Origin of the sequence: Frigidibacter sp. (assembly GCF_030695035.1) — a bacterium.
Lineage (GTDB): Bacteria > Pseudomonadota > Alphaproteobacteria > Rhodobacterales > Rhodobacteraceae > Frigidibacter.
Map to the genome: position 1 here is coordinate 39147 of NZ_JAUYTT010000020.1, position 20753 is coordinate 59899.

General features: G+C 65.4%; 19 protein-coding genes. 8 read left to right on the forward strand and 11 right to left on the reverse strand.

Annotated features, from left to right (window positions below; genetic code table 11):
• Positions 1–5 precede the first annotated feature (5 nt).
• From Q8S30_RS17725 to Q8S30_RS17735, 3 genes are all read right to left on the reverse strand, one after another.
• Positions 6–1079 carry an amino acid ABC transporter permease gene (locus Q8S30_RS17725; RefSeq protein WP_305667345.1) on the reverse strand — a complete coding sequence of 358 codons (1074 nt, stop codon included), beginning with the start codon at positions 1077–1079 and terminating at the stop codon, positions 6–8.
• Positions 1080–1109: 30 nt separating this feature from the next.
• On the reverse strand, positions 1110–2255 hold the full coding sequence (locus Q8S30_RS17730) for an ABC transporter permease subunit (RefSeq protein ID WP_305667346.1): 1146 nt from the start codon (positions 2253–2255) through the stop codon (positions 1110–1112).
• A gap of 64 nt (positions 2256–2319) precedes the next feature.
• Complete coding sequence (locus Q8S30_RS17735) at positions 2320–3357, reverse strand: transporter substrate-binding domain-containing protein (RefSeq protein WP_305667347.1); 1038 nt, start codon at positions 3355–3357, stop codon at positions 2320–2322.
• 412 nt (positions 3358–3769) lie between these two features.
• Here Q8S30_RS17735 and Q8S30_RS17740 point away from each other — a divergent pair, with 412 nt between their 5' ends.
• On the forward strand, positions 3770–4375 hold the full coding sequence (locus Q8S30_RS17740) for a helix-turn-helix domain-containing protein (RefSeq protein ID WP_305667348.1): 606 nt from the start codon (positions 3770–3772) through the stop codon (positions 4373–4375).
• Here the strand turns inward: Q8S30_RS17740 and Q8S30_RS17745 are convergent.
• On the reverse strand, positions 4372–5136 hold the full coding sequence (locus tag Q8S30_RS17745) for an SDR family NAD(P)-dependent oxidoreductase (RefSeq protein ID WP_305667349.1): 765 nt from the start codon (positions 5134–5136) through the stop codon (positions 4372–4374). The two genes, Q8S30_RS17740 and Q8S30_RS17745, sit on opposite strands and share 4 nt — an antisense overlap.
• Before the next feature lie 80 nt (positions 5137–5216).
• The gene (locus tag Q8S30_RS17750) at positions 5217–5951 is read right to left on the reverse strand and encodes an acetoacetate decarboxylase family protein (RefSeq protein ID WP_305667350.1); all 735 of its coding nucleotides are present in this window, start codon (positions 5949–5951) and stop codon (positions 5217–5219) included.
• 412 nt (positions 5952–6363) lie between these two features.
• Here Q8S30_RS17750 and Q8S30_RS17755 point away from each other — a divergent pair, with 412 nt between their 5' ends.
• The gene (locus Q8S30_RS17755) at positions 6364–7176 is read left to right on the forward strand and encodes an IclR family transcriptional regulator (protein WP_305667351.1); all 813 of its coding nucleotides are present in this window, start codon (positions 6364–6366) and stop codon (positions 7174–7176) included.
• Position 7177: 1 nt separating this feature from the next.
• Here Q8S30_RS17755 and Q8S30_RS17760 read toward each other — a convergent pair whose 3' ends face one another.
• The 4 genes from Q8S30_RS17760 to Q8S30_RS17775 form a co-directional block, all read right to left on the reverse strand.
• Positions 7178–7909, reverse strand: coding sequence for an IclR family transcriptional regulator (locus tag Q8S30_RS17760; protein WP_305667352.1), 732 nt, complete (start codon positions 7907–7909; stop codon positions 7178–7180).
• A gap of 42 nt (positions 7910–7951) precedes the next feature.
• On the reverse strand, positions 7952–8752 hold the full coding sequence (locus Q8S30_RS17765) for an enoyl-CoA hydratase/isomerase family protein (protein ID WP_305667353.1): 801 nt from the start codon (positions 8750–8752) through the stop codon (positions 7952–7954).
• Positions 8749–10332 carry an AMP-binding protein gene (locus Q8S30_RS17770; RefSeq protein ID WP_305667354.1) on the reverse strand — a complete coding sequence of 528 codons (1584 nt, stop codon included), beginning with the start codon at positions 10330–10332 and terminating at the stop codon, positions 8749–8751. The genes Q8S30_RS17765 and Q8S30_RS17770 overlap by 4 nt, the downstream gene beginning before the upstream one ends.
• A gap of 116 nt (positions 10333–10448) precedes the next feature.
• Entirely contained in the window at positions 10449–11423 is a 975-nt protein-coding gene (locus Q8S30_RS17775; RefSeq protein ID WP_305667355.1) for a tripartite tricarboxylate transporter substrate binding protein, read from the reverse strand.
• Positions 11424–11576: 153 nt separating this feature from the next.
• Here Q8S30_RS17775 and Q8S30_RS17780 point away from each other — a divergent pair, with 153 nt between their 5' ends.
• Positions 11577–12047 (forward strand): tripartite tricarboxylate transporter TctB family protein, encoded by a 471-nt coding sequence (locus Q8S30_RS17780; RefSeq protein WP_305667356.1) that lies wholly within the window; start codon positions 11577–11579, stop codon positions 12045–12047.
• A 1-nt stretch (position 12048) separates the two neighbouring features.
• Positions 12049–13551: a tripartite tricarboxylate transporter permease gene (locus Q8S30_RS17785; protein WP_305667357.1), complete on the forward strand. Its 1503-nt coding sequence runs from the start codon at positions 12049–12051 to the stop codon at positions 13549–13551.
• A 32-nt stretch (positions 13552–13583) separates the two neighbouring features.
• Here Q8S30_RS17785 and Q8S30_RS17790 read toward each other — a convergent pair whose 3' ends face one another.
• Positions 13584–14468, reverse strand: a complete 885-nt coding sequence (locus Q8S30_RS17790; RefSeq protein WP_305667358.1) for a LysR family transcriptional regulator — start codon at positions 14466–14468, stop codon at positions 13584–13586.
• A 97-nt stretch (positions 14469–14565) separates the two neighbouring features.
• On the opposite strand from Q8S30_RS17790, the gene Q8S30_RS17795 reads away from it, so the two are divergent.
• Genes Q8S30_RS17795 through Q8S30_RS17810 form a run of 4 tightly spaced genes read left to right on the forward strand, consistent with a single transcriptional unit; the run spans position 14566 to position 20114 of the window.
• A complete protein-coding gene (locus Q8S30_RS17795) occupies positions 14566–15936 on the forward strand; it encodes a VOC family protein (protein WP_305667359.1) in 1371 nt (456 codons plus the stop codon).
• Positions 15933–17336 carry an FAD-binding oxidoreductase gene (locus tag Q8S30_RS17800; RefSeq protein ID WP_305667360.1) on the forward strand — a complete coding sequence of 468 codons (1404 nt, stop codon included), beginning with the start codon at positions 15933–15935 and terminating at the stop codon, positions 17334–17336. The genes Q8S30_RS17795 and Q8S30_RS17800 overlap by 4 nt, the downstream gene beginning before the upstream one ends.
• A 9-nt stretch (positions 17337–17345) precedes the next feature.
• Positions 17346–18863, forward strand: a complete 1518-nt coding sequence (locus Q8S30_RS17805) for an aldehyde dehydrogenase family protein (protein ID WP_305667361.1) — start codon at positions 17346–17348, stop codon at positions 18861–18863.
• A gap of 9 nt (positions 18864–18872) precedes the next feature.
• Positions 18873–20114: a pyridoxal phosphate-dependent aminotransferase gene (locus tag Q8S30_RS17810; protein ID WP_305667362.1), complete on the forward strand. Its 1242-nt coding sequence runs from the start codon at positions 18873–18875 to the stop codon at positions 20112–20114.
• A 14-nt stretch (positions 20115–20128) separates the two neighbouring features.
• Here Q8S30_RS17810 and Q8S30_RS17815 read toward each other — a convergent pair whose 3' ends face one another.
• Entirely contained in the window at positions 20129–20740 is a 612-nt protein-coding gene (locus tag Q8S30_RS17815) for a helix-turn-helix domain-containing protein (protein WP_305667363.1), read from the reverse strand.
• Positions 20741–20753 lie beyond the last annotated feature (13 nt).

The following is a 20753-nucleotide window of genomic DNA, read 5'->3' on the forward strand; positions in this document are numbered from 1 at the left end:
CCCTTTCAGCTGGACCCTACCCGCAGGCGGCGTTCCAGATAGCGGCCATAGCGGGACAGGCTGAAGACGAAAACCCCGTAGATCAAAGCGATGAAGGCATAGACCTCGACATAGGCGAAGGACCATTCGCCCGTGCCATAGGCGGCATTGCCCGAAGCCATGAGGTCGAAGAAGCCGATGATTACGATCAGCGATGTCTCCATCAGCGTGATCACCAGCTGGTTGATCGTGGGAGGCAGCGCATTGCGGAAGGCCTGCGGCAGCACGACCCGGGTGATGCGGTGAAAGTAGCCCATGCCCAGAGCCTTGGCAGCCTCTTCCTGACCGCGGGGCAGGGCTTGGATGCCCGATCTCAGCACCTCGGCCTGGTAGGCGGCGAAGAACAGGGCGAAGCCGGCGATTACCCGCCAGATCTTGTCGCCCTGCAACCAGCCCGGCAGCACAAAGGGCAGGATCAGCGCGGCGGTGAACAGGATCGTCACCAGCGGCAGTGCACGCACCCCATCGATCAGGATGATCGCGGTGCCCCGGATGACAGGCAGGTCGGACCGCCGCATCAGCGCAAGGCATATTGACAGCGGCATGCCGACGATCACCACGGCCACGAAGAAGAACAGCGTCAGGGCAAGCCCGCCCCATTGCGCGGGCGGCACCGAGCTGAGGCCGAAAACCCCCCCGTGCATGAAGACCATGAACAGCGCAAAAGCAGCAATCCACAGCAGCGCCTGGCGGATCACGCTCCAGAACAGTGGCAGGCAGGACAGCCCACCCGCAAGGATCAGAGCAGCCGTTGCCACGGCGGCGCGCCATTGTTCGGCATAGGGAAATACCCCGAACAGGATGAGCCGCCAGCGCGCCTCGATCACCGCCCAGCAGGCGCCGGATGCGTCCCGGCAGGGTTGCGATAGGCCATCGGGCGATGTCCAGACGGCGCTCAGCACGGCCCAGTCGAGCAGCTTCCAGCCCACGAACAGCGCCAGCAGCAGGCTGGCAGCGGTGACCGCGATGTCCAGCGGGGTGCGCAGGAAACGATGGCGCAGCTGCTCCAGCCGGCTGTTGCGGGGGATCGGATGGGTCATGTCGGTCATATCTCCCTCTCAACCCCGCAACTACGTGCCCTTCAGCGCAATCGCCTTGTTCAAACGGTTGAGTAGGAAGGAAATCATGTTGTTCATCACGAGGAAGCCCAGCATCAGGATACCGATGAGTTCCAGTGTCTGGCCGCTCTGGGTGATCGAGATCGAGATCACATAGAAAAGGTCCGAATAGCCCACGGCGATGCCGAGCGTGGTGGCCTTGAACATCCAGACGCATTGATTGGTCAGGGTGGGCAGCACGGCCCGAAAGGCCATCGGCAGATGCACACGGGTAAAGACATGCAGCGGGCGCAGACCGAGGGCGGCGGCGGCCTCCAGCTGTCCGCGCGGTACGGCCTGAAAGCCGGCACGCAGGATCTCAGAGACATAGGCCCCCCCATAGATGGCGATGGCGATGGCCAGCGCCGTCAGTTCGGGTGGCAGGGCAAAGCCCCCGCGGAAGTTCAGCCCGCGCAGTTCGGGGACCGAGATCAGGGGCATATCCGGAACCCGGCCCGCGTTCAGCGCCAGCGCGCAAGCGAGCAACGTCAGCCCAATGATGACAAGGCGGCCAGTGCGCCTGCGGCTGTCGCTGATGCGGCGGAAGCGGTGGTCGATCATGAACCAGGCAAAGGCGATCGCCCCCAGTAGCAGACAGCCAAGCACCAAGGCGACCGCCTCGCCGGTAACCGACAGGCCGGGCATGAAAATGCCGCGCCCTGTCAGGAACAGGCCAGGCAAAGGTTCGTGGGCATTGCGCGGCGCAGGCAGATGCGTGACTAACGCATACCAGAAAAGCGCCTGCAGGATCAGTGGGATGCTGCGGAACAGCTCCACATAACCCTGCGCCACGAGGTTCAACGATCCGTTGCGCGAGATCGCCATGGCCGCGACTACGAGGCCCACGATATGGGCCAGAATGATGCCCAGAATGCCGAGGATTGCCGTATTCACCAGCCCCACGAGGATCAGCTGGCGGTAGGTGGAATTCGCGTCATATTGCAGGACGGAAAAGCCGATATTGACGCCGGTCGTGCGATCCAGAAAGCCGAAGCCGGAGCGCATGCCATTGGTGGCAATGGTGTCTTGGGCGGTGGTCACCGCGCTGACAAGGATCACCATCACGGCCAGAACGAACAGGACCTGGAGCGTGGCGCTTCGGAACTTTCGATTTCGCAAGAGACTTGGCAAGGTCTGACTACCTCGTGAATATCGGCGCGTCGGTCGGGGCAGGGCGCTGGCCTCAGTCGATGACGAGGGGGTAGTTGATCCCACCGTCGCGCAGCAGCGCATTCACGCCGCGCGGCAGCTTGTAGACAGAGCCTTCACCCACATTGCGATCCCAGATTTCGGCATAGTTGCCGATCACCTTGATGATGTTGTAGCCAAAGTCATCTTCCAGCCCCAGAACTGTGCCAAAGCCCGGCGTCGCGCCCAGCATCTTGGCCACTTCGGGGGTAGGGGGATTGGCTTTCATCTCATCGACATTGGCACTGGTGATGCCGTATTCTTCTGCAGCGACCAGCACCGACAGCGTCCAGTTGGCGATATCGACCCAGTTGTCGTCGCCCTGACGCATGGCGATCGCCAGCGGCTCTGCCGCGACCGGGGCGGGGATGATGGCGTAGTCATCGGGATTGGGCAGTTCCAGCGCCTTGAAAACCGCAAGCTGCAGATCCCACTCCAGGATCGCATCGCAACGCCCGGCCATGAAGGCGGCCTTCATCTCTTCGGTTTTCTCGAAGGGCACCATTCCGATCTCATAGCCCATCGAGGCGGCATGCGAGACGGCGTAGCGCTCATAGGTGGTGCCGGATTGCAGGCAGAGCGTGCCGCCGTCCAGATCCTGCGGCGTTTTGGCCCCCAGTTCTACCGGTGCCATGTAATTGACCGAGCCCAGCATGTAGGGGCGGCTGAATTGCAGGCCGATTTCGGTATCGCGGTTCAGGGTCCAGCCGGTGGATTTGATCACCGCATCCACCTCTCCCGACTGGATCGAGGGCCAGCGCTGCGCCCAGCTTGTCGGCACGATGTCCAGATGCGACTCATGGGTGCCAAAGATCGCCGTGGCGAGCGCGCGGCAGAGATCCACATCAAAGCCCGCCCAGTTGCCGCGATCATCCAGCTCGGTCATGCCGGGGTAAGATCCGTTGTGGCCGGTGCAGATCAGCTTGCCGCGTTCCTTCACGGTTTTCAGCGTAGCGCCCGATTCAGCCAGTGCCCCGGTTGCCGTGGCCGCAATGGCGATGGCGGCGAGGGAAAGATATGTGTTCAGTTTCATTCCTCTTCTCCTGTTGGTCCCGCGTTTGTCGCGGGTTTCACTGTTTGGGCTGGAGTCAGATCCGGCGGCGTGCCGCTTGATCGGGGTGATTGGGCAGGCCTGTGGGGGCCCTGGCATGCGGGGCCGGACAACGATCCGATTCGATCATCCTTGAACCTGATACTGTTCCATTCGGGACGAAATAGACAAGTCCCGAATGGAACCGTCGTCCTGTGCCGGTCGCTGCATTCCTCGCCTGTGCGGGCAGTTTTCCATGCGTCCGAAAGGCCCCGCAGGACGTCGGAAGTCCCCACGATGCGCCGTGGCAGGGGCTCGTGAGGAAACCGGCCCCGCGCGGCTTTTTTCTGCTACTCGGTGACGAAAGGTTGGGATAGGCAGGGCGGGCTTTGGCCAAGAACCGGACACCGAAGATATGAGCGACACGATCCCCCGGAATGCCGGGCCACACCCCGTAGAGGACGATCATGCTCCCTATGCCAGCCGGGTGGGGCAGAGGATCCGCTGGTATCGCGAATTGCGTGGTCTGTCGCTGTCGGAACTGTCGCGCAGGGCGGGTGTCGCCAAAGGCACGCTCTCTGCGCTGGAAGGTGGTCAGGGCAATCCGACCATCATGACGCTGGTGGCTCTGGGCCGTGTGCTGGATCTGACTCCCAGCGATTTCCTTTCGCCCGGGGGCAGAAGCGACGATCCCGGCCCCACCACCGCCGCCCTCAGCGGTCCCTATGTCGTGATGCGCTTTCTGTCGCGGCGCGAGGGTGATGCGGTTTGGGAGGTGTTCGAGGCGACGCTGCCGCAGGGCGATGCGCCATTCCATTCCGAAACCCATGACGGGATCGAGCATATCTTTTTGCTGGAGGGCGAGGCCCTGATCGGCCCCAGCGGCTCCCCCAGCCTGCTGACCAAGGGCGAGAGCCTGCGTTTCCCCGGGAACGAGCCGCATCTCTACCACTCGCCCGGGGGCGAGACGCGGATGCTGCTGATCATGGAATATCCCAAGGGCGCCGGTCCGGTCCATTAGACGATCACCCAGCCGCCATCGACATTCATTGTATGTCCGGTCATGTAGGATGCCGCATCAGAGGCAAGAAAGACCACTGCCGATGCGATCTCATGGGGCTGGCCCACGCGTTTCATCGGGATCTTGTATTCATAGAGGCCGGACATATAGGCCGCGTCCTGAACATAGCGGCGGGTCATCTCGGTTTCGATATAGCCAGGGGCCACGGCGTTCACGCGGATGCCATGCGGGGCCAGATCTACCGCGAAATTCTTGGTGATCTGGATGACTGCCGCCTTGGTCCCGTCATAAGCCGAAGCGCCCGGCCCATCGACAACCATGCCGCCGATCGAGGCAAGATTGACGATCGCACCGCGGCGGCCCGTGTCGATCATCATGCGCCCGAATATCTGACTTAGCCGAAAGACTGCGCGAAAGTTCACTGCAGACGTGATGTCGAAATCCGCCATCGGATAGTCCAGCGCTGGGGCAGGGCGCGAGATCCCGGCGTTGTTCACCAGTATGTCGATGCCGCCGAGGTCTTCGCGGCAAAGTGTCGCAAAGGTGGTCACCTCGTCTTCCGATGTCACATCCAGCCGGTGGGCCGTGATCCGGTCGCGCAGCGGATCATCCGCAAAGGCCGCGCGCACTGCCTCGGGATCCAGATCGACAGCCAGCACCCGGGCACCAGCCTCGGCAAGCGCGTGTACCTGCGCGGCACCGAGCCCCCGGGCCGCGCCGGTCACCACCGCGATCCTGCCGTCCAGTCCGAAGCGCGACATGATCTTCCTTCCCTTTCCGGTTCCGCGCCTTCGGCGCTGTGATGAAACGGACCGGCGGCGGACCGCCGGCCAGTAGGGAGTTAAAGATCGACGAGGATCTCACCGTACCCCAGGACGAAGCTGTAGCTGCTCAGTTCACCGCCCAGCACCTCGATCACGCCCAGATCCGCCATCGGATCCTGGGCCGAGCTTTCCAGATGCAGTTCGACCTTGCCGGTCACCCGGTCATGCAATGTGAAATCGGTCACGGCATTGCGGATCACCTGACGGCAGCCCTTCGAGACACCATCGGCCGGGGGTACCAGTTTCAGCTGGAAGCGCGGTTGCAGGACCGGCTTGTCGAAACCTGCTTCGGCTGGGGTGAAATCCACAGCGATGATCCGGGCGCCCCGCCGCACGACGCTGCCGGATACCTTGCCGTCTGCGGCAAAGGTCATTGGCACATCGGCTATCTTTTTCGGATAGCCCCAGATCTCGCGTCCGGCGGCCATGGAGTCGTCGGTCTCGACATATTCAAAGGCCACATGCCCGCCCGTCTGCCCGTCATAGCTGACCGGAATGACGATCCCGCCCTCGTTATACCGCCCCAGCGGGCCGGCATCGGGGGATTCCATCACGAAGACCTCGCAAATCTCCCCGGCAAGGGAGAACTCGTCGGGGAGGAACAGCGCCAGCTTTGCCGGATCACACTTGCAGAATGCGGAGATCTTGCGGACATTGCGGTATTGATAGGGCGGATCCTGAAACAGGGGCGCCGCATTCGGGATGGTATAGGCTTTGGTCACGGTATAGGTCCGTTTGCTATGATCGTTCATTTTAATGAACGACTCTTTCCCGAGTCTGTCAACATAATTTCAGGGGCGCCAGAGAGGCGGCGCGTGGCCATCACCAGGCGGGCCCGTGCGACACCAGCCGCGCAGGGCAGGACTGACTATCCCTTGTGAAAACAGGCGAAGGACCGACGCGGCGCCGTACCCCGACCAAACGTCATTGGACATAGCCTCGCCGGCGGACGCGTGAGAGAGCCAGTGCCTTCGCGGTAAGGAAGCCGCGTAGGGCAAGTGGCATGCTTGTCGCTGCCTTAGGACTGGCCCGCAGCTTGTTGAGCAACGGCGGCTCGGCCAAAGAGCGGTGGCAAGTCAGATGCAGCGCGAATATGGTGGCTTAACCGAAGCAAAAACAGCGCCCTGCGGACAATCGTCTTGGTATGCAAGACCTGAGGATGAAATGGCCGACGATCTAGATCCACAAGCAGGATTCCCTGCTGAAATCGATCTGGACCGGCGTCTCTATGTTCAAGCGGTCGAGCGCAACATGACGATCTTGCAGTCCTTCGATGGGGGGCGACGTCTGTTGACCCTGTCCGAGATCGCCGAACGCAGCGGGATCGGGCGAAGCGCCGTACAACGCATCGTCTACACCCTGGCGCATTTGGGATTCTTGCGCCGCGACGACTCGACCCAGCAGTTCGGGCTGTCGTCGCAGATGCTGCAGATCTGCGAAGGGCTTTTCGGAAGCGCGAATGCCGGGCCGGAAATTCTGTCTGCCTTGCAGGTGTTGGCGAGTGAAACCGGCGAGTCCGCCGCCTGGGTCGGGCGCGAAGCCGACGAGATCGTCATCCTGCAATCGGTGCGGAGCCGCCATTACAGCCATGTCAGCCTGCCGATCGGAAAGCGCTTCGGCGTGGTGACCGCGGCCTCTGGCCAAGTCTTCCTGGCATATGAGGATCCCAAGGAGGCCGAAGCGATTTTCGCCCGGACAGGCGGCAACGCCCGGGAACGGCTGAACATCAGGGATTTCGCGGCCTATTCGCAGCTGCTGGATCTGGTGAAATCCCGTGGCTACGCCCTGACGGAAAAGGCCGAGGATCTTTACAGCGTATCCATGTCGGTCGGCGTCATCGGCGCTGACGGGCGCCCCGTCGGCGCGGTCAACGTCTCGGCGCTGCAAAGCAGGCTGCCCAAGGCGGAGGCCGAGGCGCGGCTGCTGGCGCCCATGCGAGCGGCGGCCGCCCGGATTGGCCGGGCGCTCGGGCTTTAGCTCAGCCCAGAAGCAGTTCGCTAGCGCTCCGGCTCGCCTCGAGCAGGGGGGGCACGACCAGCTTCTGCGCCTCGTCCGGGGTCATCCGGTCGCGCAGGATCGACACGTTGATCACTGCGATGATGTTGCCCCTGACGTCCTTGACAGGCGCCGCCACCGACAGGCTGCCTCGGTCAAGCTCGGCTTCGGCCATGGCCCAGCCTCGTGCCAACGCCTCCAAACCCACTTGCGAGGGCGCCGTCTGGCCCAGAAGAAACAGCCCGGCGCAGGACCCCGCAAGGCCGATCCGCGTGCCGACCGGAAGCACGATGGCGGTTCTGTTCGGGCTGGGAACGGTGCCGATGACGACGGCCGCAGCGCCGTCACGCTCCAGCCACGACACCGTCTCGCCGGTCTTCTCGGTCAGGCGCGAGAGAAGGTGAAAGGACCGCTCCAGCGCCGAATTGGCCGACAGGATGCTGCGCACGAACAGGAAGGCGCGGTTCGACAGCTGGTAGCGCAAGGTCTTGGGATCGCGCTTGAGGTATTGCAGCACCTCGAGCGTGTGGACAAACCGCTGCGTGGCACTGCGCCCCAGCCCCGTGCGTTCGGTCAGCTGCTGAAGCGTCATGGCAGGCTCGCCCGCATTGAAGGCCTCGAGAACCACCATCGCCTTGCGAACCGACTGGATGAACAGCCGGGGATCAGCCCCGGCAGGGTCGCGGTCGGTATCGACCACGGGTGGCTTGGTCATGGCGGATTGTCCCTTGGCGGAAGTACGGCTCTGGACGGCTTATCAATTCCCGCTGAACTTCGGCAGTCTTTTTGCCTTGAAGGCCGCGGTTCCCTCGCGCCGGTCCGCGCTTTGCTCTGCTTGATGAGAGAGCTGCTCGACCTCGCTTCGCACGAGGTCCAGCGTGCCGTTGGCGACAGCGTTCAGCGCCAGCTTCGAGGCCCGGACCGAGAGGGGGGCGCTGTGGGCAAAGTCCTTCGCAAGCTCGCGGGCCGCCCCCAACCCGCTGCTTTCGCCAGACCCCATTGCCAACCCCGCAGCGACGGCGCGAGCAGCGTCGATCTTCTGGCCGGCATAGAGCATGTAGCGCGCGAAGCTGTCGCCGACGATATGGGCCAGAAGCGCGGTGCTGTCTGCGGGATAGACCAGACCCAGCCGGGCCGGCGGAACCGCGAACGAGGCACCCTGGCCCGCAACCCGGAAGTCGGCGCGCAGGGCGAGGGTGCAGCCGCCGCCGATGCAGGGCCCGTCGATGGCTGCGATGACAGGGAAGGGGACAGCGCTGATCGCGGCGTAGCAGCGCATGATCGTGTCCCAGTAGTCCCGCCGCGCGGCTGGATCGTCCTGCACGGCCGCGAAGGCAGGGATGTCATCCCCGGCGCAAAAGGCACCCGGGACGCCCGTCACGATCAGGCAGCGCAGGGTCTTGTCGGCAGCCAGGCGCGTGAGCGCCGCGCCAAGCGCGTGCCATCCAGCGCGGTCCAGCGCATTGCGCTTGTGCGGACGATCGATGACCACCGTGGCGACCACACCGCCATCTTGATCGACCCTGACATAGTCGCAGCCGTCGACCGCCGCGCTCATGCCTTGGCCTTGCTCTTGGAGATGACGCGGCCCGAGGCTTCGAGGTCCCAGACATCCTCAACGGACCGGGACAGCTCTTTCTTGCGGATCCGCTGCGTCGGTGTCTTGGGGAATTCGCCGATCTGTTCGATATAGCGGGGCACCTGATAATAGGGCATCCGCGCCTCGCAGAAGTCGATCAGCTCCATCTGGTCAAGGCTGGCGCCATCGACCAGACGCACCACGATCTTCAGGTCGTCCTCGCCAAGCTCGCTCGGCACGCCGATCAGGGCGCATTCCGCAATGCTTGGGTGCTTGCTGACGACCTGCTCCACCTCCCAGGCAGAGATGTTGATGCCCCGGCGGCGCAGCATCTCTTTCTTGCGGCCGGCGTAAAAGAAGAACCCGTCCTCATCCCGGCGCGCCAGATCGCCGGTCAGCAGCCAGCCGCCCCGCTGCGTCTCGGCCGTCGTGGCCTCGTTGCGGTAGTAGCCGATGAACCCCAGCTCGGGCTGGTTGGCGCGTGCCACGATCTCACCGACCTCGCCCGCGGGAACCTCGGCCCCGGCATCATCGACGACCTTGATGTCATAGAGCGACAGCGGCAGTCCGCAGGACCCGACGCGGCGGTCCACGTTGATCATCACGAAGGTGATCAACTCGGACAGGCCATAGCCTTCGCGCAGGGTGACGCCAAAGCGCTCTTCGACGTCCTTCCAGATCTCGGGCGGGCATCCGCCGCCCCAGGCGATGCGCACGGCATGGTCGCGGTCACGGTCACTGGGGGGCTGCTTCAGCAGCAGGGGCAACACGCCGCCGAGATAGTGGATATGGGTGACCCCGTGCTGGCGCACGTCGTTCCAGAAGTTCGAGGCGCTGAAGCGTTCCACCATCGCCAGGGTGATCTTGCCCAGAACCGCCGCGATGACGACGGCGACCCCGGCGCCGTGGTGCAACGGTTCCCACAGCAAGAACACATCGCCGGGGCGCGCGGAGGTGACCTTCAGCACCGCCAAGGGGCCGGCGCGCAGGGTCCGGTCGGATTTCAGCACGCCCTTGGGGGCGCCGGTCGTGCCCGAGCTTGGGGTGAGGGCAAGGATATCGTCCGGGCCGAAGGCCACGGTCGGTTCTGCCTCGCTTGCCGCCGCCACGAGGGTCTCGAAGCTGTCCTCGCCCGGGGCGCCGCGCCAGAGGAGTTTGGGGGCGGAGACCTCTGCAAAGACCTCGTCCAATTGCTCGCGATAGGGCTCGTCCGCGATCAGCGCCGACAGGTCATAGGCGGTGAAGTAATGGGCCAGCGAAGGGCCCTTGGCATGCACGTTGACCGGCACCCGCACCAGCCCCGCCTTCATGGTGGCGAAGATCGCGATGATATGGTCGGGATGGCTGGGCAGCATCAGGCCCACCCGGTCCCCGGGGCGCAGCCCGCTGGCAAGAAGCGCATTCGCAACGCGGTTCGCCGAGGCGTTGATCTGGGCGATGGTATAGGTCTCGTCGCGAAACTTCAGAAACGGGGCCTCCGGTTCTTCCGCGGCCCGGCGGGCAAGGGTGTCGCGAAACAGGACAGAGTCAACGAGGTCCATCGGTACGGAGTTGCGCATCGCCAATCTTTCGTTCGTAGAGGGCGCCATCGGGCACCGCAGGGCTCAATCAGGCGCCCGGCCCGGACAGGAGTGTCGGGGCCGGGCGGAAGCTCAGTAGGGGCAGTCTTGGCGCGTCACTCGGCTTCGATCTGGGCGACCAATTCAGCCCAGAGGTCGATTTCCGCAACATAGGCCGCATCCGGATCTTCGCTGACCAGCGCGTTCGGGATGATGCCGCGGTCGAGCATCATCTGCGAAAACTCGGGGCTTGCCACCATCGCCGCGAGGTTCTCGCGCAGCGCGGCGAGGATGCCGGCATCTATCCCGGCAGGCGCCAGCAGGCCGTAGACGGATGCGACAGCGAACCCCTCGAGCCCAGCTTCGGCGGCAGTCGGCACATCCGGCAGGTTCTGGACCCGCTCCTCAACGGCAACGGCCAGGGCCTTGATGGTGCCCGCCTCAATCTGCGGCTGCGCGGTCGGCAGGGTGGCGATCATCAGCGGGACGCGGCCCGCTGCGACGTCGGTCATGGCCGGTGCGCCGCCGGTATAGGGGATGTGCCGCAGCTCGATCCCCGCCGCCTGCGCAAAGGCCAGCGCGCCCAGGTGTTCGGTCGACCCGACGCCCGAGGACGCATAGGCCAGCGGCTGTTCCTGGGTTTTTGCATACTCGATCAGCTCGGCAACCGTTGTCGCGGGAACCGAGGCACTGGCGACCAGAACCAGCGGCACCTGACCGACGAGGCCGACCGGCTGCAGATCGGCCTTCAGGTCATAACCCCCGACGCCGGGTTCCATCGCTGCGGTGATCGCGTTGCTGGTCACCGAGGTGAAGAGGAACGTGTAGCCGTCGGGCGCGGCGTTCTTCACGAACTGGATGCCGATGGCGGCCGAGGCGCCGGGGCGGTTTTCGACCACGAAGTTCTGGCCGAACAGCTTCGACAGGCCCTCTGCCGAGACCCGGCCGACATAGTCGACGGCGCCGCCGGCATTGTAGGGCACGACGATCCGCGAGGGCTTGGACGGGTAGTCCTGCGCGCTGACAGGGGCGGTGGTGGTGATCAGGGCCATGGCCGTGACGGCAAGGCCGCTTAGCAGTTTATAGAGCATGTTCAGTCCTCACTATTGGATTGCAATTATTGTAATTATTTTTTTGATGGTGAGAAAGTTGGATGCTACTGTCAAGCGGCAAGCGAAGATTGCGCGACGCGTTGCCGCAGTCAGACTTTCGCAGAGAATAATAATCTGTTTTCCAGCAAGGGGATGAAGGTCGTGATGGCTGATTTGCCAGAGAAATTCCGGTCCCGGGACTCGGTCGCGGGCTTGGGTATTGCCGCCATCGGCGGCGTCTTTGCCCTCGGAGCGCTGCGATTCGGGACAGGCACGCTGACCGAGATGGGGGCAGGCTTTTTTCCCTTCGCCGCAGGACTGATCGCAATTCTTCTGGGGTTTGCGGTTTTTGTGAGCGCTTGGCGAAAACCCCCTGTCCCGATCACGCGCCCGGCCGTGCGGGCCGTGCTGTTCGTGACGGCCAGCGTCGTGGTCTTCGCGCTGACGATCGATCGCCTGGGCTTGCTGCCCGCGATTGTGCTGTGCGGCATCATCAGCGCCCTCGCGGATCGCAGCACCAGGCTGCACGAGGCTGCGCTGCTCGCGGTCTCACTCGCCATCGGCATCTGGCTGGTCTTCGTCCAACTGCTGGGGATGCCCATTCCAGCTGTAGCGGGGGTCTGAGATGGAAATACTGGCCAATCTCGGGTCCGGCTTTGTGCAAGCGCTGACCCTGACGAACCTGTTCTATTGCTTCATCGGCGTGACCGTCGGCACCTTCGTGGGCGTGTTGCCCGGCATCGGCTCGATGATCGCGATCTCGCTGTTGCTGCCGATGACCTTCTATCTGCCCGCAGATGCGGCGCTGGTCATGCTGGCGGGCATCTATTACGGCGGCGAGTATGGCGGATCGATTGCCTCGATCATGATCAACCTGCCGGGATCGGCCTCCAGCGCCGTCACCACGCTGGATGGCTACCAGATGACGCTGAAGGGCCGTTCGGCGCAGGCGCTGTTCCTGACGGCCATCGCCTCCTTCATCGGCGGATCCATCGGGATCGTCATCCTCGCGGTCTTCTCGCCGCTCCTCGCCGATCTTTCGCTGCGCTTCGGCCCGGCCGATTACTTTTCGGTGATGGTCCTCGGACTGATCGCGGCCACCTGCATCACCCAAGGGTCGGTGGTGAAAAGCTGCGGCGCGGTGGTCGTGGGCGTGCTGCTGGGAACGGTTGGGACCGATGTGAACACCGGCATCCAGCGCTTCACCTTCGGCAGCTTCGATCTTTATGACGGGATCAGCGTCGTCATCATCGCAATGGGCCTGTTCGGGCTGCCCGAGATCATCGCCAATATCGGCCAGCCGCGGCACGGCCCGGCGAAAACCTCCGTCAGGCTGCGCGACATGCGCCCCACGCGCGAGGATGTGAGGCAAAGCGCCGGTCCGGTTGCCCGCGGCGGCCTGCTTGGCTCGTTGCTGGGGGCGCTTCCCGCCACGGGCCCCACTATCGCGGCCTTTCTGGCCTATGCGCTGGAAAAGCGGGTCAGCCGCCATCCCGAACGCTTTGGCACCGGCATCGTCGAAGGCGTCACCGGCCCGGAAGCGGCGAACAACGCCGCCGCGCAGACGGCGTTCATTCCAACCCTGACACTCGGCATTCCGGGTAGCGCGACGATGGCGCTGATCCTTGGTGCGCTGATGATCCACGGCATTCCGCCGGGGCCGCGGCTGATGACGGAACATGCCGACCTGTTCTGGGCGCTGGTCGCCAGCTTCTGGATCGGCAATCTTCTGCTTCTGGTGCTGAACATCCCGCTGGTGGGGGTCTGGATCAAGCTGCTCAGCATTCCCTACCGTTTCCTGTTTCCCGCGGTGGTGTGCCTGACCTGTGTGGGGGTCTACAGCCTGAAGCTCTCCAGCTTCGATGTCTTCATGGTGCTTGGCATCTGTGGCCTTGGATATGCGATGCGGTTGCTGCAGATTGATGCAGCACCCTTGTTGATGGGGCTGATCCTTGGCCCGATGATGGAGGAATACTTCCGCCGCGCTGTGCTGCTGTCGATGGGCGATCTGACGGTGTTCCTGACCGAACCCATCAGTGCTGGCGTCATCCTGACCACCGTGGTGCTGTTGATCTGGTCGGCGACCAAAGGAAAGCAACTCGCCAGGAAGCTCGAGCAGGGGGATTGACGCAAGTGGGGCAGGGGCTCGCCCTGCCCCGGCTAGGGGGCCACGCGATCCGTGATCCAGCTCAGGAATGCGCTGCAGGCCGGGTCCGAGGCGCGGTCATTCGGCAGCACCACGTAATAGGCAGCGTCCGTTCTCAGCGGGGCATCGCGGACGATCTGCAAGGCGGCCTCCCGCAACTCGCGCTCGACCAGATAAGTCGGCACCAGCGCGACTCCCAGCCCGGCCATCGCCGCCTCGATCAGCAGCGTGAACTGGTCGAACCTGTGGCCGCGCAGCCCGTCGGTCGTGGTCTCGCCATTCGCGGCAAGCCATTCGACCCACAGCATCGGGCGCGAATCCATATGCAGCAGGGGCGCCGTCAGGATCGGGTCGGCGTGCTCCCGGGCCAGCGTCGGCGAGGCCACGGGCACTACCGTCTCGCCGCACAGATAGGTGCAGCTGGCGCGGGGCCAGACCGGCTGCCCATAGTGGATCGCGACGTTGACGCCCGCCTCGTTCAGGTCGAACGGCTCCGCCCGGCAGGTGACCGTGACCTGCAGGCCGGGGTGCTGCGCCAGAAAATCGGTGAGGCGCGGCACCAGCCAGCGGCTGCCGAAGGTCGGCAGGGTGGCGATGGAGATCTGCCCGGTCACGTCGCGCGAGCCTGCGGCGCGCAGGGCCAGCATCTCGACCTGCGATAGCAGCCGCGCGGCATCGGGCAGCAGGCGCGTGCCGGCGTTCGACAGCACCACGCGCTGGCGCACGCGTTCGAACAGCGCGACACCCAGCTGCGCCTCCAGATCCTTGATCTGCCGGCTGACGGCGCTTTGCGTCAGGCTCAGCTCTTCGGCGGCGCGGGTAAAGCTGCCGTGGCGCGCCGCGGCCTCGAAGGATTGCAGTGACAGGATGCCGGGGACACGGCTACGGCTCAACTTCATTCCGGATCCACATCAAGTCAGTCCAAATCAGCGCGTTTCTTGGGATATGGGGTACGCTATCTGGATGACTACAGCAATCATCAAGCTTGCAGGTATCATGTCCACCACCCCCTCCCCGCTTTCGCCCGATCAGATCCGCGCCCGGTTTTCCTCGGCCATGTCGGCGATGTACCGCGACGAGGTTCCTGCCTATGGCACCCTTCTGTCGCTTGTGGCCGAGGTGAATGGCGACGTGCTGGCGCGCGATGCCGGCCTTGCCGCCGATCTTGCCGCGACGGATCAGCTTCAGCGCATTTCCGAGGAACGCCATGGCGCGATCCGGCTTGGCACGGCCGCCGAGCTTGCCACGATGCGCCGGCTGTTCGCGGTGATGGGCATGTATCCGGTCGGTTACTATGACCTCAGCGAGGCGGGCGTTCCGGTGCATTCCACCGCCTTCCGCCCGGTGGGCGAGGCGGCGCTGCGCCACAATCCCTTCCGCGTGTTCACCTCGCTCCTGCGTCTGGATCTGATCGCCGACCCGGCGCTGCGGGCCGAGGCGGCAGAGATCCTCGCGCGCCGCAGCATCTTCACCCCCGCCTGCCTTTCGCTGATCGAGAAGGCCGAGGCCGAGGGTGGCCTGTCAGAGGAGGATGCAGACCGTTTCGTGGCCGAGGCGACCAAGACCTTCCGCTGGCACCCCGATGCTCTGGTCTCGGCGGATCTCTACCACCGGCTGCACGATGCGCACCGGCTGGTCGCGGATGTCGTGTCCTTCAAGGGGCCGCATATCAACCACCTCACGCCCCGCACGCTGGATATCGACGCGGTGCAGGAGGGGATGCCGGCGGTCGGCATCACGCCCAAGGCGGTGATCGAGGGGCCGCCGCGGCGCAAATGCCCGATCCTTCTGCGCCAGACCTCGTTCAAGGCGCTTCAGGAGGCGGTGACATTCCCCGGTGAGACGGCGGTCAGCGGCTCGCACACCGCCCGTTTCGGCGAGATCGAGGCGCGGGGCATCGCGCTGACCCCGAAGGGCCGGGCGCTTTACGACAAGCTGCTGGACGAGGTGCGCGCGCGCATCGTTCCCGCTGCGGATGGATCGAATGCGGCAGAGTATAATGCCGTGCTGGCAGAGGTGTTCACCGCCTTCCCCGACAGCTGGGACGCGATCCGCGCGCAGGGCCTTGGCTATTTCGAATGGTCCACCACGGGCAAGCCCGCCGCCCCGGGCGATGCCGAGGCGCTGCTGGCCGCGGGGGCGCTGCGCTGCGATCCAATCGTCTACGAGGATTTCCTGCCGGTCTCGGCGGCGGGCATCTTCCAGTCGAACCTCGGCGATTCCGGCGTGCAGGAGTTTGCCGCGAGCCCGAACCAGCGGATGTTCGAGGCGGATCTGGGGGCGGCCGTTCTGGACGAGTTCGCCCATTACGCGGGCATCGAGGCGGCCTCGCTGAAGGCCAGCCTGCAAGCGCTCGGCCGCGCATGACCGGGCTGGACGAGATCCGGGCCGTCCTTGGCGCAGCGGCAGTTCTGACCGAACCGGCGGACCGGGCGCGGTACGAGCAGGGCGCGCGCTATGACAGTGGCACCTGTCTGGCGGTCCTGCGCCCGGCTGACACTGAAGAAGTGGCAGCCTGTGTCACCATCGCGGCGCGGCACGGGATGCGGATCGTGCCGCAGGGCGCGAACACAGGCCTCGTCGGCGGCTCCACCCCCGATGGCAGCGGCACCGAGCTGGTGCTCAGCCTCGAGCGGCTGAAGGGCTTCGCGCTCGACATCGACAACGCCTCGGCACTGGTCGGCGCGGGGCTGCTGCTGTCGGAGCTGAACGACAGGCTTGCCGGCGACGGGCTGTTCTTTCCCATCGACCTTGGCGCCGATCCTTCGGTCGGCGGCATGATCGCCACCAATACCGGCGGCGCGCGGTTCCTGCGCCACGGCGATGTGCGCGCGAATGTCATGGGCCTGACCGCCGTGCTGCCGGACGGGCAGGTGCTGCGGCTTGGCGCGGGGCTGCGCAAGGACAATACCGGGCCGGACTGGAAGCACTTGCTGATCGGCACCAGCGGCGCCTTTGGCATCGTGACCGAGGCAGAGCTGCGCCTGTCCCCCGTGCCGCGCGAAACCGCGGTGGCGCTGTTGGTGCCGACCGGGCCCGAGGCGGTGCTGCCGCTGCTGCGCGAGGCTGAACGCCGCTTCGGCACGCGGCTCAGCGCCTTCGAGGGCATGTCGCGCGAGGCTGTGGCCGCGGCGCTGGCGCATGTGCCCTCGCTGCGCGACCCCTTCGCGCCCGGCCCAGTGCCGGACTACACCATCTTGATCGAGATCGCGCGGACCTCGGCCCCCGCCCCTGGCGAACCGGGGCTGGACGACCTGCTGCAAACGGTGCTGTCCGACCTGATCGAGGCAGAGCCGGACCTGCTGGCTGATGCGCGCTTCGGCCGCCCCGAACATGGCTGGGCGCTGCGCCATGCGCTGTCGGAAGGCGTCAAGGCCGCGGGCCGGCTGATTGCCTTCGATCTGGGCTTCCGGCGCGGCGATACGATGCGGTTCTGCGCCCAGATGCGGGCAGAGCTGGCCCGCACCCATCCCGAGGTGTCCGTCTGCGACTTCGGCCATATCGGCGACGGCGGCGTTCACTTTAACCTTGTCGTGCCGCCCGGCAGCGCCTGCGCAACCGACCCCGCCGCCGAAGCCGCCCTGCGCGCGCGCATCGTCGAGGTGGCGGTGCGCGACTTCGGCGGCAGTTTCAGCGCCGAGCATGCCATCGGCCGCCGCAACCAGAAATTCCACGACACATACGCCGACCCTGCGCTACGCAGGTTGTCGAAAGCCATTCTTGAAACCCTCGGGGGTGCCCGCCTTGGCGCCGCCCGTTTCGACTGAGGACATGACATGACCGATACCATCGCCAAGGACTGCGCCGACCTTCTGACCCGTCTCGGGGTCGATGCCAAACTCTACACTGGCGGCACGCTGCACAGCTTCTCGCCCGTTACGGGTGAGCGGACGGCCGAGCTGCCAGAGCAGGATGCGGCGGCAGTCGGCGCCACCATCGGCCGCGCTGCTGCGGCCTTCCGGGCATGGCGCGACGTGCCCGCCCCGCGCCGGGGCGAGCTGGTGCGGTTGCTGGGCGAAGAGCTGCGCGCCTCCAAGGCCGATCTGGGCCGGCTCGTGTCGATCGAGGCGGGCAAGAGCCCGTCCGAAGGCGCGGGCGAGGTGCAGGAGATGATCGACATCTGCGACTTCGCCGTGGGCCTGTCGCGGCAACTGTACGGTCTGACCATCGCGACGGAACGGCCCGGGCACCGGATGATGGAAACCTGGCACCCGCTGGGGGTGGTCGGCGTCATCTCGGCCTTCAACTTCCCGGTCGCGGTCTGGTCCTGGAACACCGCGCTGGCGCTGGTCTGCGGCAATCCGGTCGTGTGGAAGCCCTCGGAAAAGACTCCGCTGACCGCGCTTGCCTCGCAGGCGATACTGGACCGCGCTCTGGCCCGGTTCGGCGACGCGCCCGCGCATCTGGCGCAGGTGATCATCGGCGGGCGCGAGGCTGGCGAGACGCTGGTGGATGACCCGCGCGTGGCGGTTGTCTCGGCCACCGGCTCCACCCGCATGGGCCGGCAGGTCGGCCCGAAGGTCGCGGCGCGGTTCGGGCGCTCGATCCTTGAACTCGGCGGCAACAATGCCGGGATCGTCTGCCCCTCGGCCGATCTGGATATGGCGCTGCGGGCGATTGCCTTTGGCGCGATGGGCACAGCGGGCCAGCGCTGCACGACGATGCGGCGGCTGTTCGTGCATGACTCTGTCTATGACGCGCTGGTGCCGCGGCTGATCAAGGCTTACGGCTCGGTTTCGGTGGGCAACCCGCTGACGACGCAGGCGCTGGTGGGCCCGCTGGTCGACAAGGCCGCCTTTGACGCCATGCAATCGGCGCTGGCCGCGGCGAAATCCGCTGGCGGCACCGTCCATGGCGGCGCCCGGGTGACCGAGGCCGGCCCCGAGGCGGCGTTCTACGTGAAGCCGGCACTGGTCGAGATGCCCTCGCAGACCGGGCCGGTGTTCGAGGAAACCTTCGCGCCGATCCTCTATGTGATGCGCTACACCGACCTGCCGGCGGTGATCGAGGATCACAACGCAGTCGGCGCGGGCCTGTCGTCGTCGATCTTCACCACCGACCTGCGCGAGAGCGAGCTGTTCCTGTCGGCCGCCGGCTCCGATTGCGGCATCGCCAACGTCAACATCGGCACCTCGGGCGCTGAAATCGGCGGGGCCTTTGGCGGCGAGAAGGAAACCGGGGGCGGGCGCGAAAGCGGCTCGGATGCGTGGAAGGGCTATATGCGCCGCGCCACCAACACCATCAACTACTCCCGCGCGCTCCCCTTGGCGCAGGGCGTGGTCTTCGATATCTGAGAGAGCGACATGACCAGTACCTTCCAGCCTGCGGGCCGGATCGCGGATCTCGGCGTGTCCGAGATCCTTGCGATCACTGCCCGTGCAGCGGCGCTGAAGCGTGAGGGGCGCCCCGTCATCATCCTTGGCACGGGCGAGCCGGATTTCGACACCCCAAGCCACATCAAGGACGCGGCAATCGCCGCGATCCGCAGGGGTGAGACGAAGTACACCAACCTTGACGGCTCGCCCGAGATGAAACGGGCGATCCGCGACAAGTTCGCGCGCGAGAACGGCCTGAGCTTCGCCCAGAATGAGGTGACGGCCGGGGCGGGCGCCAAGCAGATGCTGTACAACGCCATGATGGCCAGCCTGAACGACGGCGATGAGGTCATCATCCCGACGCCTTGCTGGACCAGCTATTTCGACATCGTCCAGATTGCGGGCGGCGTTCCCGTGGCCATTCCCTGCCCCGGGGAGGCCGGCTTCCGCCTGTCGGCCGAGGCGCTGGAGGCGGCGATCACGCCCCGCACGAAATGGCTGCTGCTGAACTCTCCCTCGAACCCGACCGGGGCGGCCTATGCCGAGGAGCATTACCGCCCGCTGCTGGAGGTTCTGCACCGGCACCCGCATGTCTGGCTGATGGTCGATGACATGTATGAACACATCATCTACGACGATTTCCGCTTCGTGACACCGCTGGCGCTCGACCCGTCGCTGAAGGACCGTTGCCTGACGATCAACGGCGTCAGCAAGGCCTATGCGATGACCGGCTGGCGGCTGGGATATGCGGGCGGCCCGGCGGGTCTGATCGCAGGGATGGCCGTGGTGCAAAGCCAGTCCACGTCCTGTCCCTGCTCGGTGACGCAGGCGGCCTCCATCGCCGCGCTGGACGGCCCGCAGGACTTCCTGAAGGACCGCGCCGCCAGCTTTGCCCGGCGCCGCGATCTGGTGGTCGATGCGCTGAACCGGATCGACGGGATCACCTGCCGCCGGCCCGAGGGGGCCTTCTACACCTATGCAAGCTGCGAGGGGATGCTGGGCCGCGTCACCCCGGGTGGCGCAAGGCTGCGCGATGACCGCGACTTCTGCGCCTGGCTACTGGAGGCGGCGAATGTTGCGGTGGTGCCGGGATCGGCCTTCGGCCTGTCGCCCTATTTCCGCATTTCCTATGCCACGTCAGAGGCGGAGCTGACCGAGGCGATGGCCCGCATCACCGCCGCCTGCGCCCTGCTTCAGGGGGCAGAAGCCCTCGCACCAGCCGAGTCCTGACGGGCCCGGCTGGCCTATTCGGCATAGACCCACAGCACGACGGCATCGTCTTCGCCTTCCGAGGTCCACAGATGGCGGGCCGAGGCGTCGTAGTAGATGCTGTCCCCGGCGGTCAGACGGGTGGGAACATAGCTTTGGCTGTGGATGACCAGCGTGCCGCTGAGCACCGTCAGGAAGATCTCGGCATCATAGCTGGCCCATTCCTCATAGACGGTCAGATCCCGCGCGCGGACCCTGGTGCGGATTGGGGTCATCTTGCGGTTGGTCAGGTCGCTGCACAGAATCATGTTGTCACAGGTCGAGGTCGCGGAGACGCGCCCCTCTGCCCCGCGCGCGATGCTGCGCCTTGCCACGCCCACGACGGGGCGGGGCGCTTCGAGCAGTTGGCTGAGGGTCAGCCCCATGCCGCGCGCGATCTTGGTCAGGGTCGTTACGGTCGGCGACAGGTCCTGCCGCTCGATCTTGGACAGGGTCGAAAAGGCCACGCCGGTCCGGCGCGCGGTTTCCTGAAGCGTCCAGCCGTTTCTGGCGCGCAGCCGCGCGATCCGGGTGCCGACATCGACCGTCTCGTCGCTGGAGGGCCCGTCTTCGGGCTCTGGTCGCAAGGTGGCGGCGTTGAATTCCATCTGGGCGATCCCC

Coding starts and splice junctions, on each gene's coding strand:
- Q8S30_RS17725 (WP_305667345.1), bottom strand. CDS start 1,079: ATGACCCATCCGATCCCCCGCAACAGCCGGCTGGAGCAGCTGCGCCAT.
- Q8S30_RS17735 (WP_305667347.1), bottom strand. CDS start 3,357: ATGAAACTGAACACATATCTTTCCCTCGCCGCCATCGCCATTGCGGCC.
- Q8S30_RS17740 (WP_305667348.1), top strand. CDS start 3,770: ATGAGCGACACGATCCCCCGGAATGCCGGGCCACACCCCGTAGAGGAC.
- Q8S30_RS17745 (WP_305667349.1), bottom strand. CDS start 5,136: ATGTCGCGCTTCGGACTGGACGGCAGGATCGCGGTGGTGACCGGCGCG.
- Q8S30_RS17750 (WP_305667350.1), bottom strand. CDS start 5,951: ATGAACGATCATAGCAAACGGACCTATACCGTGACCAAAGCCTATACC.
- Q8S30_RS17755 (WP_305667351.1), top strand. CDS start 6,364: ATGGCCGACGATCTAGATCCACAAGCAGGATTCCCTGCTGAAATCGAT.
- Q8S30_RS17760 (WP_305667352.1), bottom strand. CDS start 7,909: ATGACCAAGCCACCCGTGGTCGATACCGACCGCGACCCTGCCGGGGCT.
- Q8S30_RS17765 (WP_305667353.1), bottom strand. CDS start 8,752: ATGAGCGCGGCGGTCGACGGCTGCGACTATGTCAGGGTCGATCAAGAT.
- Q8S30_RS17770 (WP_305667354.1), bottom strand. CDS start 10,332: ATGCGCAACTCCGTACCGATGGACCTCGTTGACTCTGTCCTGTTTCGC.
- Q8S30_RS17775 (WP_305667355.1), bottom strand. CDS start 11,423: ATGCTCTATAAACTGCTAAGCGGCCTTGCCGTCACGGCCATGGCCCTG.
- Q8S30_RS17780 (WP_305667356.1), top strand. CDS start 11,577: ATGAAGGTCGTGATGGCTGATTTGCCAGAGAAATTCCGGTCCCGGGAC.
- Q8S30_RS17785 (WP_305667357.1), top strand. CDS start 12,049: ATGGAAATACTGGCCAATCTCGGGTCCGGCTTTGTGCAAGCGCTGACC.
- Q8S30_RS17790 (WP_305667358.1), bottom strand. CDS start 14,468: ATGAAGTTGAGCCGTAGCCGTGTCCCCGGCATCCTGTCACTGCAATCC.
- Q8S30_RS17795 (WP_305667359.1), top strand. CDS start 14,566: ATGTCCACCACCCCCTCCCCGCTTTCGCCCGATCAGATCCGCGCCCGG.
- Q8S30_RS17800 (WP_305667360.1), top strand. CDS start 15,933: ATGACCGGGCTGGACGAGATCCGGGCCGTCCTTGGCGCAGCGGCAGTT.
- Q8S30_RS17805 (WP_305667361.1), top strand. CDS start 17,346: ATGACCGATACCATCGCCAAGGACTGCGCCGACCTTCTGACCCGTCTC.
- Q8S30_RS17810 (WP_305667362.1), top strand. CDS start 18,873: ATGACCAGTACCTTCCAGCCTGCGGGCCGGATCGCGGATCTCGGCGTG.
- Q8S30_RS17815 (WP_305667363.1), bottom strand. CDS start 20,740: ATGGAATTCAACGCCGCCACCTTGCGACCAGAGCCCGAAGACGGGCCC.